The sequence below is a fragment of the Alteromonas ulvae genome (genome assembly GCF_048987005.1).
GTDB lineage: Bacteria > Pseudomonadota > Gammaproteobacteria > Enterobacterales > Alteromonadaceae > Alteromonas.
Genome location: NZ_CP185261.1, coordinates 284,621 through 301,237 on the forward strand (window position 1 = coordinate 284,621; position 16,617 = coordinate 301,237).

Annotated in this window: 12 protein-coding genes; 6 read left to right on the forward strand and 6 right to left on the reverse strand. The window is 45.7% G+C overall.

Annotated elements, in window-relative coordinates; all coding sequences use genetic code 11:
- Positions 1–186: 186 nt before the first annotated feature.
- The 4 genes from ACOJR9_RS01220 to ACOJR9_RS01235 all read right to left on the reverse strand — a co-directional run bounded on the left by ACOJR9_RS01220 (position 187) and on the right by ACOJR9_RS01235 (position 4,969).
- On the reverse strand, positions 187–1,008 hold the full coding sequence (locus ACOJR9_RS01220; protein ID WP_420934623.1) for an alpha/beta fold hydrolase: 822 nt from the start codon (positions 1,006–1,008) through the stop codon (positions 187–189).
- An 18-nt stretch (positions 1,009–1,026) separates the two neighbouring features.
- Positions 1,027–1,644, reverse strand: coding sequence for a chalcone isomerase family protein (locus tag ACOJR9_RS01225; protein ID WP_420934624.1), 618 nt, complete (start codon positions 1,642–1,644; stop codon positions 1,027–1,029).
- Positions 1,645–1,940: 296 nt separating this feature from the next.
- Positions 1,941–4,019, reverse strand: a complete 2,079-nt coding sequence (locus ACOJR9_RS01230) for a TonB-dependent receptor (protein ID WP_420934625.1) — start codon at positions 4,017–4,019, stop codon at positions 1,941–1,943.
- 239 nt (positions 4,020–4,258) lie between these two features.
- A complete protein-coding gene (locus ACOJR9_RS01235; protein WP_420934626.1) occupies positions 4,259–4,969 on the reverse strand; it encodes a DUF1499 domain-containing protein in 711 nt (236 codons plus the stop codon).
- Between the two features lie 390 nt (positions 4,970–5,359).
- Here ACOJR9_RS01235 and ACOJR9_RS01240 point away from each other — a divergent pair, with 390 nt between their 5' ends.
- From ACOJR9_RS01240 to ACOJR9_RS01265, 6 genes are all read left to right on the forward strand, one after another.
- Positions 5,360–6,139, forward strand: coding sequence for a DNA-J related domain-containing protein (locus ACOJR9_RS01240; protein WP_420934627.1), 780 nt, complete (start codon positions 5,360–5,362; stop codon positions 6,137–6,139).
- 352 nt (positions 6,140–6,491) lie between these two features.
- Positions 6,492–7,643, forward strand: coding sequence for an efflux RND transporter periplasmic adaptor subunit (locus ACOJR9_RS01245; RefSeq protein ID WP_420934628.1), 1,152 nt, complete (start codon positions 6,492–6,494; stop codon positions 7,641–7,643).
- Positions 7,644–7,664: 21 nt separating this feature from the next.
- Positions 7,665–10,766 carry an efflux RND transporter permease subunit gene (locus ACOJR9_RS01250; RefSeq protein WP_420934629.1) on the forward strand — a complete coding sequence of 1,034 codons (3,102 nt, stop codon included), beginning with the start codon at positions 7,665–7,667 and terminating at the stop codon, positions 10,764–10,766.
- Between the two features lie 84 nt (positions 10,767–10,850).
- On the forward strand, positions 10,851–11,351 hold the full coding sequence (locus tag ACOJR9_RS01255; protein ID WP_420934630.1) for a YqiA/YcfP family alpha/beta fold hydrolase: 501 nt from the start codon (positions 10,851–10,853) through the stop codon (positions 11,349–11,351).
- Between the two features lie 228 nt (positions 11,352–11,579).
- Positions 11,580–13,421 (forward strand): GNAT family N-acetyltransferase, encoded by a 1,842-nt coding sequence (locus ACOJR9_RS01260; protein ID WP_420934631.1) that lies wholly within the window; start codon positions 11,580–11,582, stop codon positions 13,419–13,421.
- Entirely contained in the window at positions 13,418–14,383 is a 966-nt protein-coding gene (locus ACOJR9_RS01265; protein ID WP_420934632.1) for a histone deacetylase family protein, read from the forward strand. Before ACOJR9_RS01260 ends, ACOJR9_RS01265 begins: the two co-directional genes overlap by 4 nt.
- A 65-nt stretch (positions 14,384–14,448) precedes the next feature.
- Here the strand turns inward: ACOJR9_RS01265 and ACOJR9_RS01270 are convergent, their stop codons facing one another.
- Both ACOJR9_RS01270 and ACOJR9_RS01275 read right to left on the reverse strand, forming a co-directional pair.
- Positions 14,449–14,970: a DUF6436 domain-containing protein gene (locus ACOJR9_RS01270; protein WP_420934633.1), complete on the reverse strand. Its 522-nt coding sequence runs from the start codon at positions 14,968–14,970 to the stop codon at positions 14,449–14,451.
- Positions 14,967–16,451 (reverse strand): methyl-accepting chemotaxis protein, encoded by a 1,485-nt coding sequence (locus ACOJR9_RS01275; protein ID WP_420934634.1) that lies wholly within the window; start codon positions 16,449–16,451, stop codon positions 14,967–14,969. Before ACOJR9_RS01275 ends, ACOJR9_RS01270 begins: the two co-directional genes overlap by 4 nt.
- Between the last annotated feature and the right edge of the window lie 166 nt (positions 16,452–16,617).

Genomic DNA, 16,617 nt, shown 5'->3' on the forward strand with positions numbered 1-16,617 from the left:
AGTGTAGGGTAAAAATTGAACGGTCAATGAGGCTGCGATGAACGCAGTGGTAATCAAGATTTACATGCTCTGTGGATGCAATGATTTCAGAGGATTCAGTATGGTTTAAGGAGATGAGCACCGCGGTGATACTAAGAGGAGAGTAAAAAAGGCGCAATCGTTAACTACGCCTTTATTTTTTAGATGTTACGCGCTTTCTGTAGAGTTAAGGAAGTTGCTGTAAGTATCTAAAATTGATGGTTTTTCCCAATGCAAAAAATGGCCTGTATCGGGCACGAGTTTATATACGCAATTTGGAATTTTAGTCACTGCCGCTCGAATACCTTCGTGGTCTAAAATGGTGTCATGTTCACCACAAATAACCAAGGTTTTCGCTTCAATTTCACGTAAGTTAATCAGCTTGCTAATGTCTCTGCTGGTCTTCACAAACTCGCAGTGCTCGTAAAAATTTAGCAGCTCTTTCTCATCCATGTTTGAAAACTGATTGATCATTTGTTGTTTTTGCGATTCTGGAATATATTGGCCAAAACACTCAATCATCAGAGGCGCAATGTTTTCAACGTCACCGGTCTTAAACGCCGTTTGACCGCGGTGAATTAGCTCTAAAATAGTATCGTTGGTAGATACCCCAAAACTCCCTAGTATCATTTTTTCTATTTTAGTTGGGTACTTTGCGGCAATGTACGCTGCTAATATAGTCCCCCATGACGCAGCGGCGAGTACTACTTGATCGGTTTTGGCTGTGTCTTCAATTACGTTAAGCAGCACTTGTTGCTGCTCTTCGAAGGTCACTTGTGGAGCGCCTGAGAGTATTTCCGCGCGACCAGTGCCGGGCAAGTCAAATACAACAACAGAGAAAGAGGGCACAAAGCGCTTAACAAAGCTTCGCCATACTGCCATGGTTTGTTTTGCTCCGCTTATGCATACAATAGTGTTTGGTTTGTCCCCATAAATACGATAGGGAACAAGGAATCTATCACAACGTATACTGCCTTTTACAACCTTCACTCAATCGCCCCATTACTCTTATTGCATTTTATTTGCTATTAATGCTTTGTTATCTACTATTGGCTTTTGACCAAACCATATTGACCACAGGGCTCTAGTGAGCTCGCTGTTATCTGTTTCAACGATCTTTCGCTCGTTGAAATATACTATAAGTTTACCCACATTCACACGCGATAATATTAATCGCGAGTTTTCAGTGATATCGCTATCAAAACCATCTGATAATCGCGCTATTTCATTTTTAATATCACTCAAATCGATATTGGGGTTATTGCGTTCGATGCCGTCCATTAATGCTTCTTCAACTTGTTTTCGAGAAACATCTCGGAGAAACTCTATTTCCACCCGTTGTGAAAATTGTCCTGTAGAAATCAGCTTGATAAGTTCGTTAGGATCATCGGGGGTTTCTTGAGGCCAAGCCATAAAATGACTTATTTTATACACACTAAAGAAAAAACGTTTTCTCACCGTTGAGCCACTAAATGCTAACACCTCAGACGGTTGTACATACTCAGGTAACGACGCTGATTCAGCGTGCGCAAATGTACTTGCGGTTAATAATACCATTGCCCATACGCAGGAATACAGCGAAGCCCAAATTACGGCTAAAAGGCTGTAATGACATATCCATTTCATAGGTAACTTATTCCAACAGTGAAGACTTAACAGCCGGTTGAGAGTACGTTGTTCAGTGACGTTTAAAAAGCATATTAACAAATATTTAATGTGGGAAGGAGATTGCGTTGTTATTTTTCGGTAAACGGAAGCCAAGAAGGGCAAAAGTAAGAAAAAGAGTAGGGTGAGAAGCTAAACAAAAAAATGGATAAAAAAGCAAGGCATCAACTCAAATCGGGGTAATGACTAAGATAATACCTTGCAACAGTGATGAACGGGGGAGGGAAGTACAAAAATGCACTTCGTTTTTTTAATTTTTAATATCGCAACGAGAACGTGACGCGCACGTTGCGAGGCTCTACAGGGTGATAATGCAAATCTTCTATGCCTTCCTCAGGTTCGCCAGGGAGGCGTGATGCATAAAAATAGTCAATATCATGGTCGTCGCTATCTAATGCGTTTAACACTTCAAGAGTGACATCCCACGTTGGCTGGCGATAGGCAACTTGGGCATTGAGTAAAAACGTCGATGGCGGAGAAACTTCATCAAAGCTTTCTACCGTTCGCGAGCTTAAATAACGAGCACGAAGCATATAACTCATGCCTAGCTGGTCGCTATTTTGATAGTAGGTCGCCCCTGCGCTGACAACACCAGGAACTGTGCCATCAATATGTCGGCCTTCACCCTCAACCCTATCGCTAAAGCGAGCATTAGTGTAAGCCGCTTCAATATCGGTGGTAAGGTGGTGACTTATCCAATAATACGCGCTTAGCTCAATACCATTTCTTTCTGACGGCCGGCTTGGCTCTGTAAAACCTGCATCGCCTACATACAGCAACTCGCTGTCCAGCTCTAATCGCCATAGTGCGGCGGAGATGTTGAAGGTTCTTCCGTCTGTATAATTGACACCTGTCTCATAACCTAACGATTTGACCAATAATGGTGATGCCGGTGTTGGCTCTGAACTTACAGGGTCAATGGTAATGGTTGCACCACGGGCGTCATTAGAATGAAAGCCTTGGCCAATGTTGGCAAACGCTGTGATATCGTCGGTAATAGCGTATTTTAGCGCTGCTTTTAGCGTAAATAGGCCATCACTTTCTTCACCGCTATTGGCCGCGAGGTCGCTTGTCACATCCACATCTAGGTAATCGTAACGACCACCGAGGGATAGGCTCAGGGCGTCTGTTAGCAGTATGTTTGACTGTGCGAACAAAGAGTAGCTACTGCTCTTTATGGCGTCCTCTCTAATCGTGCCTACGCGTTGCAAGTTCTGCGTGCGATAGAGGCCTACATTCTCAATATCGTCGAAACGCCATTGAGCACCCATGGTAATGGTACTGCCATCGGTTACCGCCAGCGGTACTGTGGTAAATATTTCGCCACCATAAATTTGCCGGTCGTCAGCTTGCTCAAACTGGTCTCCCGTTTCTGGGTTATCTAAGAAATAGGTGAAGTTAGAAAACAACGTTAAGTCGGTATCAATGGCATAAAACGAAGCATTAATGCCATCGCTGGTGTAGTTTGCAGATAGTGAATAGCGTGAAGATTCTCCTCCAACGTCGGTGTCAATAGAGCCAAGGCGATCGATTAGACCGCTTTCTATAGCGCGGGCGGGCACTTGATCAGCACCGTTCCAGCTATTGTCGTATGCCATTCCCGTTACCGTTAACTCCCCGTCGAACAAAGGCGTGACATAGCGAATGTTGGCATTCTTTTTCCGCACATCTTCACTGATATCAGTCCATGGGCCGTCGTATGTCTGGTACTCAAACGCCGCAATGGCCTTACCTTCGCCGATGTCAGCGTGGTTTAATGTAGCGAGTCTCTGGTAGCCGTATTCACCAAGGGTAAAAAACAGGCGATTGTCGTCGAGAGAATTTTTTAAATTAAAGAATGCACCACCGGCACTAGAGAAATCGCCAATATTCGCATAGTAGGTGCCTTTAAAATAACTCAAGTTATCTACCATTTCGGGGATGACAAAGTTAAGGTCGCTATAGCCTTGTCCATGACCATGGCTACGCATATTGATGGGCATGCCATCAACGCTAACGGTAAAGTCGGTGCCGTGGTCTAAGTTAAAACCGCGCAAAAAATACTGATTAGCTTTGCCCGAGCCGCTATGTTGAGTGACCATCATGCCAGGTATGAATTCAAGCATTTCGCCCGTGCGCAACATGGGGCGTTCAAGCAACGTATCGCCCGAAACCCAGCCTTGGGATGCAGACACAAATTCGCCACTTTTCTGTGACATATCGCCTTTTATGCGAATATGCTCTATATCACCTTCTGCGGGAGCATCGAGGTCAAAAGCCAGTGCAAAAGAGGGTGACGCGTATAGTATTGATGCAACGCTAAGAGATAGCGCTGAAATTGCATAACCTGAAGCCATGATTATCCTTAAAGCAAAAACAAGTTCAGTAGTGAAACGATTCATGGGATGCTTTAGATGCAAATAACACGTGTTTATTATTACCCGGCTTAAAAAGCACTGCTTTGTGTGACAGAAATTAAAAAGCCCGACTTGCTGAACAAGGCGGGCTTTTATGTGCTAGCGATTATATCGCTAATCTTAATTTAATTTTTTATTTTTCAGATGTTTATTCTAAGTCACTATGTCCTAGTTCTCACTTAGTCAAGCTGCTTTCTAAGCTCTGCCATAAAGGTATTAATGCGTTCTGCGTTTTTACCTAAGTCACTTTTACCTACTCGAGACTTGCTGCGAACATCAACAAGGGTGTTGTCGCCTTTTTCTGTCAGCCTAATTACTACATCGTCTTTAAAGCCAAACCATGTCGTTGTATCTGTGGCTTCTAGCGTGTTAGGCAGGGCGCCAGCGGTAACGTTGTCCCAGCCAAGGAGCGCAATGGCTTTTTCTGCAGCAGCGTACACTTCACTTACCGGCTGTGGAAATAGCTGCGTTTTAATTTCTGGATAAGCCTCCAACTGCTGCTTAGTAATATCGCCGCCTTCGTAATTAATATCGTTTGGCGCACCTTCGCGAAGCGGTGCAATAGCAACAAATTCAGGTGGGTTGGTAACATCAGTGGTAATGTCGTGAATAGGCGGTACAGTGCTTGCCTTGCTCATCATGCTGACTGGCATTGCAACCGCAATTAACGCTAAAACAGCATATACGATAGTGCTCCCCCAGCTAATATTTTTACGATTTATGACCACCTGAAGCACGATAAGGATGAGAGCAGCACCGCCAACGTAAACACCGTAACGTAAAGACGTAAATGCCGTACCTAAGCCTACACCGGCGAATTGATACAAAGGGCCTGGTAATACAACCATCAAAAAACCAAGAATGCTGGTTAACGCGACTACTATTTTCAAGGGAACTCCATTATTTTTGTTTTATATTTTTGACTACTTTAACAGGCATTTCGGAGTTTTGGATTATTTTATAAAAGATAAATGTGCAATGGTGCTCCATTCACTTTTCTCCCAGCCCAGTAACAAGTGCGGTGATAAGTGTAGTGCTAAGTGCACCAATATATGAGGTTTCTTGCATGTTGCGCCTGCAAAGGGGAAATTCTTGCAGCGTGAAAACGTTGATAGCGTGAAATCATCCGCAGCTTGAATACACTCGCTTATAAAGTGGCGGCTCCTTAATTGCTCGTGATACCGTGTGCCTATTAAGATGAGATTTTGAGCAACAACACTCTCAAAGACAAGATTTTGAAAAGTAGAATTTTGAAAAGTAGCATTTTTACGAGAAGTAGTTTGAACACCAATACTGTAAGCACAGCGCAAGGTGACTCGCCATTACACGAACTCCTTGCTGACATGTTAGTCGATATTCTATCAACCATGGTGAGCATGTTTGAGGAGGGCGTCAGTGAGTACACCCTTATTTCGATGTTAAAAAAGCCGCCTTATGCCGTTTTTGATGAAGAGGCCCTGCGCGATCCGCTTATGCTGTTTAAAACCCACTTCATTTTGTTTAACGCACTCTATCAACTGCGTTCGATATGGCTTAAGAATGGGGTAGGCAAGCTTGATATTCATACGCTTAACATTCGCCTTGATTCATTCGCAAGTAGAGGTGCAGGTGCCGCTGAGCCTAAACAAGAGATGGCACAAAAGCTTGCACCGGAGCCTACACTTGCACCTGAAGATGAATTAGCAATAACAGAAAGTGCGCACAAGATAGGCCCTCACGATGCATTGGCTTCTTATTATTTAGATTGGAACAATTTCGAACAAACTGACGAAGAGAGTGTTGAGGCATTACTAGCAAGCTTTTGGACAACAATGGGAAAGGCCCAATACGCTTCTTTCAACGATGGCGATATTGAAACAGCCCATCGTATACTTGGGCTCACCTGGCCCTGCGCTGCATTACCCCTTGAAGAACATGACGCCTATTCTTTGAAAGAGATTAAAAAACACTACAGAAAAAAGCTACAGCAGCTGCACCCCGATAAAGGAGGAAGTCGCGAACAAGCTCAGCAGGTCATTTCGGCATACCAATTATTAGTACGCTTCTATTCGTTTAAATAGAACGTTAACGGATAAAACCGGCGTAGCGATAAGGATAAATGATATGTCTTTAGTTATTTAACGACAGCATTTGTAAATTCGGCTACTCAGCCTTTTAATCTTTAGTATAAGAGCGCAAAATAGCGCCAATAAGAACATAGCTTCGTATATATTCGAATTCCAAACTATGTCACATCAATACCGGTACTCAACAGCCACTATGGCCTCGCCAACAGTGAGTATTCTGGCACAGGAAAATAGACAAGTTTTGTAAACATTCATTGCGTTATTGCAGATGGCATATCGCAGATGGCGGATTTTAGACGGCGTTCGGCTGTCTGCATTCAATTAGTTATTGGGAAATAGAAGATTTATGAGTCGCACCTTTCACTTTACTGCAGCGTTTTTGACATTAATTGCGCTTTTAGGCGTTGCAGCATGTTCAAACGAATCAGCACAATCACAGGGCTCACAGCAGTCAATGCCTGCTCCTTCTGTTTCGGTATTAACCCTCAAAAGACAGCCAGTGCAACATGAAATGGTGCTCCCAGGTCGGGTAAGTCCATCTCGTCAGTCACAAGTTCGTCCGCAGGTGGATGGCGTGATAACAGGTCGCCTTTTTGAAGAGGGGGCGCAGGTGGAAAAAGGCCAGCAGCTGTATCAAATTGATGAAGCGCGATACCTAGCGCAGTTAAACAGTGCAAAAGCAGATTTGAAAAGTGCGCAGGCCAACTTGAAAACCTTAGAGGCCAAAGCCCGTCGATACGATGACCTGGTCGAGAAAAACGCCGTTAGCAAACAAGAATACGACGATGTTATTGCGCAAAAAGAACAGGCCGAAGCTGCTATTAGCGTTGCTGACGCTGCCGTGGACGTTGCCAAAGTGAATATGGGGTATACCAAGGTGTACGCGCCTATAAGCGGGCAAATTAGCCGCTCTTTCGTTACAGAAGGTACACTTGTTACCACCAACCAAGCGCAGCAACTTGCCATTATTACTCAACTCGATCCCGTTTTTATCGACATGCAGGAATCGGGCGCGTCCATTCTCACCTTACGCCAATCTATGCGAAATCAAGGCGCATTAGATGTGGAATTAACGGTGGATGAAGTGAGCGGAGAAAAGTACTCACACACCGGTAGCGTTAAGTTTTCTGAAGTCACCGTTGATGAAAGCACGGGCTCAGTAACGTTACGCGCCGAAATGCCCAATCCCGACAGTATCTTGTTGCCTGGCTTGTTCGTTAAAGGCCATGTGATCACCGGGCGAGAAAATGCACTGCTTGTTCCACAGCGAGCTACAACCCGGCAAACCGACGGCTCCCTCTCAGTGTACGTGGTGAATAGCCGAGGTGAAGTTGAGGGTCGAACGCTGAGCGTTGGACAAATATATCGCGACCAATATGTGGTAAAGGATGGGGTAAAAGAAGGTGAACAAGTTATTGTTACCGGATATCAAAAAGTAAAGCCAGGTGCGAAAGTGAATGCATCTGAGTGGCAACCTTCATCACGCGGCTCACGATAAGCAAGCAAGGAATTTTTAGTTATGGCTCGCTTTTTTATAGACAGGCCCGTGTTTGCATGGGTTTTAGCAATTATTACGATGATGGCCGGCGTGCTTGCCATTTATACACTTCCCATTGAGCAATATCCAAAAGTGGCTCCGCCTACGGTAACCATCAGTGCTGCGTACCCTGGTGCCTCTGCTGAGACCGTAGAAAACTCTGTTACTCAGGTTATAGAGCAGAGCCTGTCGGGTATAGACAACATGCGCTATTTTTCTGCCAGTAGCTCTAACAGCAGTGTCTCTATTAGCCTAACTTTTGAGCCCGGTACCGACCCTGATATTGCGCAGGTTCAAACCCAAAACAAAGTACAGGGAGCGTTACCTTTATTACCTGCTGAAGTACAGCAGCAAGGGGTTACGGTATCTAAATCGAACAGTTCTTTTGCCCTAGCCGTTGGCTTTTACTCTGAAGACGACTCGATGAACCAGTTCGATTTGAGCGACCTTCTCGTTTCTCAGTTTCAAGACCCCATATCGCGGGTGAATGGTGTGGGGAGCGTGCGAGTATTTGGTGCCCAGCGCTCTATGCGTATATGGTTAGACCCGAACAAACTTTACAGTTATAACCTCACCCCTGTCGATGTGCAAGCGGCGGTTCAGGTGCAAAACACCGATGTGTCGGCGGGTCAGTTAGGCGGCTTGCCAGCCATAAATAACCAACAGATAAATGCGACTATTCAGGCGCAAAGCCGCTTACAAACTGAAAAAGATTTTGAAAACATTGTACTGCGCGTAAATACCGACGGCTCTCAAGTGCGTGTGCGTGATGTGGCTCGCGTTGAATTGGGTGCGCAAAGCTACGATGTTATTGTGCGCTACGACAGAAGACCCGCGTCGGGCATGGCAATTAGCCTGACCTCTGGCGCGAATGCTTTGGATACGATTAAAGCAGTGAAAGACCGGGTAGAAGAGTTACGCGCTAACTTGCCAGACAGTGTAAAAGTGGTTTATCCGGTAGACGCCTCACCTTTCATCGAGCTTTCGATTCAGTCGGTGGTTGAAACCCTAATAGAAGCCGTGGTGTTGGTATTTTTAGTTATGCTGCTCTTCCTACAAAACTGGCGAGCAACGCTTATTCCTACCATTGCCGTTCCGGTAGTTTTGCTTGGCACCTTTGCCGTACTGTCGCTATTTGGGTTTAGTATTAACGTACTCACTATGTTTGCCATGGTGTTGGCTATCGGTCTTCTCGTTGACGACGCCATTGTAGTGGTTGAAAACGTTGAACGAATTATGGAAGAGGAAGGTCTGTCGCCTGCCGAAGCCACCAAAAAGTCGATGACACAAATTACCGGCGCGCTCGTGGGTATTGCGGCAGTGCTGTCCACTGTATTTATTCCCATGGCCTTTTTCAGCGGATCTGCTGGGGCTATTTATCGTCAGTTCTCGATAACCATTGTGTCTGCAATGACATTTTCTGTGTTGGTTGCCATTGTTCTATCGCCGTCGCTTTGTGCCACGTTATTGAAAAAACATCCTGAAGATCAGGATAAAAATAAAGGTTTCTTTGGGTGGTTTAATCGCAACTTCAATAAAGGTCGTGACTCGTATCAGCGAACCACGACGCACATGGCTCAGCGATTTAAGCGCTACTTTGTGGTTTACGGGTTATTAGTGGGAGGCATGGCGCTTATTTTCAGCCAGCTACCGGGCGCTTTTTTGCCTGATGAAGACCAGGGGCGAATGATGGTGCTTGTCAGTACCCCTCCAGGCGCCACGGCAGGCAGAACATTAGAATCGATAAAGCAAGCAGAGGACTACTTCCTGAACGAAGAGCAGGAAGCAGTGAATGGTCTGTTTTCAGTTGTTGGTTTTAGTTTTGCCGGTCAGGCACAAAATGCAGGTATGGCGTTTATTAATCTAAACGATTGGAGCGTACGAGATGACGATAGCTCGGCCTTTGCCGTGCTAGGAAGAGCTTTTGGTGCGTTTAGTCACATTGAGGATGCTTCTGCCTTCCCAATTGTACCGCCGCCTATCATGGAGTTAGGTAATGCCACAGGCTTTGATATGCAGCTAGTCGACAGAGCGGGGAACGGCCATGAAGCGTTAATGAACGCGCGTAATCAACTGTTAGGAATGGCGGCGCAAAACCCGAAACTGGCAGGTGTGCGCCCTAATGGGCTTAGTGATGTTCCTCAGTTTAAAATAAACATTGATAGCGAGAAGGCCTCCGCGCTAGGTTTGAATTTAAGTGATATTAACCGAACCCTTCAAATTGCATGGGGCTCGAGTTACGTTAACGACTTTATCGATAAGGGGCGTATAAAACGGGTGTATATGCAGGGCGATGTACCACACCGTATGACGCCAAACGACTTGGAAAAATGGTATGTGCGCAATAGCGATGGTGAGATGGTGGCGTTTAGTACCTTTGCTACTACCGAGTGGGTGTACGGCTCTCCTAAATTGGAACGCTTCAACGGTACATCATCGGTGAATATTCAGGGTAACCCTGCTGAAGGAGTGTCCTCAGGCGAGGCCATTGCCGAAATGGAAAACCTGGTTGCGCAATTGCCGCCAGGCTTCGGTATCGAGTGGTCGGGCTTATCTTTTGAAGAGCAGCAAGCGGGCTCGCAAGCGCCAGTGCTGTACGCCATTTCAATATTGGTGGTGTTTTTATGTCTCGCTGCATTATACGAGAGCTGGTCGGTGCCTTTTGCGGTGATGTTGGTGGTGCCATTAGGTATTTTAGGCTCGGTGACAGCGGCGTTTATTTTCAACCTACCTAACGACGTTTACCTGCAGGTGGCATTTCTAACCACCGTAGGCTTGGCAGCGAAGAACGCGATTTTGATTGTGGAATTTGCCAAAGAAGAATACGAGAATGGCGTAGACTTAATGACAGCGGTTTCAAATGCAGCAACTCAGCGTTTTCGCCCTATTCTTATGACCTCGATGGCCTTCATTTTAGGGGTAACGCCATTGGCCTTAGCCAGCGGCGCCGGTGCGGCAAGTCAAAATGCTATTGGTATCGCCGTGATGGGCGGCATGTTCGCAGCCACCTTCTTAGCTATCTTCTTTGTGCCTATGTTTTATGTAATGGTGGAAAAACTGTTTCATAAAGAAGACAAGCAGTGAGGATTTACGATACAGTAAATTTTTATCTCTCGTACTGTTAATGAAATTGTAGTTTCACTAAAAAATACAATAAGGACATGAGCAATGACAACCGTTGTTTTTTCGCACGGCAAAGAAAGCGGCCCTTGGGGCAGTAAAATTACAACGCTTTCAAATGTGGCAACTGATATGGGCTTTGGTGTAGAGAGTATTGATTATCAAGATCTCGAGTGCCCAGAAGCCCGTTTAATGCGTCTTAAAGAAACGATTGCCGAAAAATGCAACGACGTCATTCTCGTGGGCTCAAGTATGGGCGGTTATGTATCGCTGGCGGCGGCGAGTCAGATTTCTGCTCGCGGGGTTTTTCTAATGGCGCCGGCTCTATATATGCCCGACTATAAAATTCAGCGCTATCCCTACGATGGTTACGTGAGTTTAGTGCACGGTTGGAATGACGATATCATTCCAATTGAAAACAGTCTTAAATACGCTCGCCACCAAAAGGCCCAGCTATTGCTGCTAAACGATGGTCATCGTTTGGCCAATAGCAAGTCGGTCATTTCTCCCTTTTTTAGAAATTGGTTAGAAAAATTCCGCTACCAATGAGCCTTTGAGATAACTGCAGAGACATTAATAGTGCCCTAAGAAAAATGCTCGAGCAAAAAATAAACAGCTAAAACGCCCATATCAGTGGGCGTTTTTTTTTGGATAATGTAAATACTCGACTTCTAAGACTAATCGCTTAGGTAGGTATTTCTTTATTGTGGCGGGAAAGTAACTGAATTTATGGCATTATAGGTTATCGGTTTCGCTAGCTTATAAAGGCAGAAATGTATGGCATTACGCTTACCTCCAGCGCCAGATTGGCCCGCGTTGATAAAATCAGGCTGTCGTGTTTTTGTTGGCGGTAACGCATCAGTACCCCACGCACTTGTGCAGCACCTCATTGATAATAGTGAGGGGTTCAGCGACATTGAATTGGTGCACATGCTTGCTTTAGGCGACACACGGTGGGTAAAGGATGAATACAAAAACCTGTTTAAGGCAAATACCTTCTTTATTGGCGGCAGCGCCATGCGCAAAGCCGTTGATGAAGGGCGAGCTGACTATACACCGGTGTTTTTGTCAGAAATATCCAGCTTATTCAGCGATGGGACATTGGCATTAGATGCTGCAATGGTAAATGTCAGTCCGCCAGATGAATTTGGTTATTGCTCTTTAGGCGCATCGGTTGATATTGCCATGTCTGCCATACGTCATAGTAAAAAAGTGATTGCCCAAGTAAACCCGCAAGTGCCGCGCACAGCGGGGCATTCCTATATTCATATTAGCGAGATACACGCCTGTATTGAAGCTGATGAACCGCTTGTGGAAGTGTCTACACCGCCCATAGACAGCGTAGCAGAGCGAATTGGGCAGTATGTAGCTATGCTAGTGAATGACGGTGCGACACTGCAATTTGGCATTGGAAAAATACCCAGCGCTACCCTCAAGTATCTTTGCACTCATAAAGATTTGGGCATACACAGCGAAATGCTCACCGACAGTATTATTGAGTTACTGGCTTCAGGCGCCGTCACCAATAAGAAAAAGACATTCCACCCCGGTAAGGTTGTCACAAGCTTTGCCATTGGCACGCGCAAGCTTTACGAGCTGATTGATAACAATCCGCACATAGAATTTTATCCAAGTAGTTATGTTAATAAGCCCACCAATATTGCGAAAAACGACAATATGGTGGCAATTAATAGCGCTCTTGAGGTAGATCTCACTGGGCAGGTTGTTGCTGACTCTTTAGGTTATGACTTTTACAGTGGAATAGGTGGGCAGGTTGATTTTGTCACTGGCGCATCCATTAGCAAGGGCGGAAAAGCGATTATTGCGCTTCCCTCAACTGCTCAAAATGAAACCATTTCCCGAATTACGCCCCAAATTAGTGAGGGGGCCGGTGTTGTTACATCGCGGGGCAACGTGCAGTATGTGGTCACCGAATACGGTATCGCCTCGCTGAAGGGAAAAAGTATTCGAGAGCGTGCGCTAGAACTTATTCGTGTTGCGCATCCTAAGTTTCGCTCGGCATTACTAGAAGAAGTCAGGCAGCATTATTGGGTACCGCACTATCAGGAAAAGTACCCTACCGACATTCCTGAATTAGGCGCTATTCAGCTTAAAAAGCTGGATATACGGGGCGAGCGCTTTTATATGCGACCGCTAAACCCTGCTGATGAACGACGGCTGCAGGAATTTTTCTACTCCCATACCAAAGAAACGCTGCGATTGCGCTATAACTACGATCCTAAGCAAATGTCTCGTGAAAAATCCTGTAACTTAGTTAGCGTCGACCAAAGCTCTGACGCGGGGCTATGTATTGTTCGCCAAGAGGGTTCGCGGATTACCATTCATGCAGTAGGGCGGTTCTATTTCAATCCGTCGGACAACACCTGTGAGGCTGCTTTCGTTACTCGCGAAACACAGCAAGGTAAAGGCATGGCTAAGTTATTGTTGAAAGAGCTCATCAATATTGCGAAAAAGCGCGAAATTAGCAAAATGATGGCTTACGTTCGCGGAGATAATATGCCCATGATTGCCATTTTTGAGCAAGCAAATTTTAAGCGTAAATTTACCGGTGATCCTAGTGATGTTGAATTGGTACTTGATGTGGCGTCGCTGATATGACAATAAAAATATTCCGTGGTAAGCACGGCACGAAACATGACTTAGGAAATGAGCATCCAGAGTCACCCGATCGATTATTTGCTATAGACGATCAGCTTTTATCATCTGGGCTAGAGATGATTTGTGAACACGGCGATGCCACGCCAATTCCTGAGTCATATTTATCTTTAGCGCACGACCCATATTACATTAAAAGTGTATTCGACCGTGCTGCTCAGGTGTCTTTTAGTGATGATGAAAAGACCATGTACGCCGGTGAAACGACGGCTACAGCCTGGCTAGATGAAGATACTGGCTTAATGAAGCACAGTTTAACGGCAGCGTTGGAATCGGCTGGCGCTGGCTGCAATGCCGTAGATTATGTCATGGCGGGAACAGAAAGACAGGCTTTCTGCGCCACTAGGCCTCCCGGGCATCACGCTACCTACGATAGCGCGATGGGCTTTTGCGTATTCAATAATATTGTGTTGGCAGCGCGCTATGCATTACAAAACTACAATTTACAGCGGGTAGCCATTGTGGATTTTGATGTTCACCATGGCAACGGCACAGAGCAGATAGTGGCGGGCGACCAGCGCATTATGCTGTGTTCAAGCTTTCAGCATCCTTTTTACCCCCATAGTGGAGCGCCGGTTTCTGCAAGTAATATTCTAGCCGTGCCCCTTGAGGCAGGTATAACAGGCGATGTGTTTAGAGAAAAAGTACACCATTGGTTTAATGCGCTGTCTAATTTCCAGCCTCAGCTTATTCTGATTTCGGCAGGTTTTGATGCCCACGCTGAAGATCCCATGGCCCATTTACGTTTGGTGGAAGACGATTATTTTTGGATAAGCCAAGCCTTGAGACGCGTTGCTGATAGCTGTTGCGAGGGACGTATCGTAAGTATGCTTGAAGGCGGCTACAGTTTAAGCGCACTAGGGCGAAGTGTAGTGGCGCATCTCAAAGGCCTAAGTCAGCCCTAGCAGTGGCAAAACTTCTAATGACTTAAAAAGCGCGAAAACGCAGATAGTCATGCTCACGTGCCATATCAACAAAAACAGCCAGTGGCATCACTGTTGATAATAGCGCCGTTGTAGGGGAGTTGATGTGTATAGCTTACTATTTGGTCCACCAAGTTTTTACCAGTAAAGCAGCCATAGCCTGTGGCGTAAGGGCCTACGTAGCGCAACTGGTAATTCTCATCAATAACAATTAACGCAGGAACGGTAGTAATTATATTGCTTAGTCCTTTTACGGTGTCCAGCGCAATATTTACAATGTCGTAATGGGATTCACCAAGGCGATTGAGTAACTGAGTTTGGTGGGGCGCGGTGAGTGTTTCGCAGTAGCAATTTTCAGATGAACCAACGTGGATAATGCTGGCACTGGGTATATTACTGCTTTTAAGCAGTTGCGTAAGCTCACTGTCAAATGTGGGTGAGGTTGAGTGATGAAGCAGTATGCCGTCAGGATCGAACTCTGATAGCTGGCGCTGACCATACACTAGCATGGCGGCGAGTAGGCTGCTTGCCCACAAGGCAAGCAGCGCCCAAGAAAGGCCTTTTGTCATTGCAGTTTAAAGCGCTCGATGGCACTGCGCATTTTTTGCGATATTTGTGTAAGCACCTGTACTTCGCCTGCAAGAGATTCAGCGGTAGCGAGCTCTTCAGAAGTGAATTCGCTTAAGCGAGCCGTACTTTCAGCAATGGATGCAGACGCTGTTTCTTGCTCTACTGCCGATGTGGCGATTTCTGTCATGCTTTCACTGGCATCGTTAATTTGTAACATAATTTCAGCCATTGCGTTAGTTGCACTTTCACTCGACATAACTGCCTCATCAACAAGGTTGATACAAGACTGCATTTGGTCTACCGAGCTTGCCGTTTGAGAAACAAGCTGCTCAGTAATACTTGTGATTTGTTCCGCACTTTCTTTCGATCGAATAGCAAGGGTACGTACTTCATCTGCAACCACGGCAAATCCTCTACCGTGCTCCCCCGCTCGGGCTGACTCAATAGCTGCGTTAAGAGCAAGTAAGTTAGTCTGTTCTGCTACGGCTGTAATAGAGCGCATAGCGTCGGAAATGTGCGAGCATTGCTCATTTAGTGCAGCACTGGTTTTTTCAGCGCTATTGAGCGTGCTTCGCAATGAATTGATTGTTTTACTGGTAGTGGCAATGGAATTTTTGGTGGCTTGCGATGAAGCTTGAGCTGCTGACGCCTTATCGCTAGCTATAGTGGTTTGTTCAGTCGACATTTGCATAGTTTGCGCAATTTCTTCTGACGAAGCGGACACCATGGCAATTTCTTGGTCGGTTTTGTGGCTTATATCGAACATGTTATTCGCCGCTTTTTCCATGTTGCCGCAGCCCCTAACTACGTCGTCAGTGAGTGACGAAGCCAGTTGAACTAATTCTTTAACTTGGTCAATCAGTTCGCCAAAAGGTCGTAGTAGTTTGTTGTCTCTGTCCACAGCAACCGTTAAGTCCAGCCTGTTATTTTCCTTTTGCATGTCGTTGATGGCTAGGGACAGCTCCGCGGCGCCAGCACCCTCCTCGTGGGCAATCTTTGCCATATACATCAGCACACCACCTTCCGCGACGGCGAAGGCAGCATGTAAAAGCAATATGGTGAAGGTAACGTGGCCTTCTTCAAAAATCACAAGTGGGGCGCCGCTAGATTGCAGGAGGAAGAAGCTAATGTGATGTAACGCAACCACTGTCGTTCCGGTAGCAACTACTTTCCAATCTCTAAAGACTGATAAGAAAGCGAGAAGGACGAAAATTTCAAAATGAATTTCAATAAGCCCGAATGACTGATGAATATGCAGCGCGGTAAGCAGCTGCACACCAATGGCCATGGCATGGCGGCTCAAAGCAGAATAAGGCGACTGCATACTCAACACCAAGGGCACCGCAGCGATAGGAATACCAAAAATAAATGCAGGCAGGAGTTCTCCGGTAATCAGGCCAATGACAACGGCAATAACCAGTTGAGCAATGATGACTACGCGAAATATTTTCTGACCTTCTAAAAGCCAAGGGTATTGCATACAGGTCTCCGCCATGTGTTTATGTTTAGTGTAGAAGAGGTATTAGCTTCCAACAAAATTCGTCGAATAGTAAGTTATTGACGGTTTTTGCGATATGTAACTTTGGTCTACATTTCTTGTCTTTTATCACTTGGTTAAAGTTTAAGGTAACCGCTAGACTAGAGCG

Coding starts and splice junctions, on each gene's coding strand:
- ACOJR9_RS01260 (WP_420934631.1), top strand. CDS start 11,580: ATGGCATTACGCTTACCTCCAGCGCCAGATTGGCCCGCGTTGATAAAA.
- ACOJR9_RS01265 (WP_420934632.1), top strand. CDS start 13,418: ATGACAATAAAAATATTCCGTGGTAAGCACGGCACGAAACATGACTTA.
- ACOJR9_RS01230 (WP_420934625.1), bottom strand. CDS start 4,019: ATGGCTTCAGGTTATGCAATTTCAGCGCTATCTCTTAGCGTTGCATCA.
- ACOJR9_RS01275 (WP_420934634.1), bottom strand. CDS start 16,451: ATGCAATACCCTTGGCTTTTAGAAGGTCAGAAAATATTTCGCGTAGTC.
- ACOJR9_RS01255 (WP_420934630.1), top strand. CDS start 10,851: ATGACAACCGTTGTTTTTTCGCACGGCAAAGAAAGCGGCCCTTGGGGC.
- ACOJR9_RS01225 (WP_420934624.1), bottom strand. CDS start 1,644: ATGAAATGGATATGTCATTACAGCCTTTTAGCCGTAATTTGGGCTTCG.
- ACOJR9_RS01245 (WP_420934628.1), top strand. CDS start 6,492: ATGAGTCGCACCTTTCACTTTACTGCAGCGTTTTTGACATTAATTGCG.
- ACOJR9_RS01270 (WP_420934633.1), bottom strand. CDS start 14,970: ATGACAAAAGGCCTTTCTTGGGCGCTGCTTGCCTTGTGGGCAAGCAGC.
- ACOJR9_RS01250 (WP_420934629.1), top strand. CDS start 7,665: ATGGCTCGCTTTTTTATAGACAGGCCCGTGTTTGCATGGGTTTTAGCA.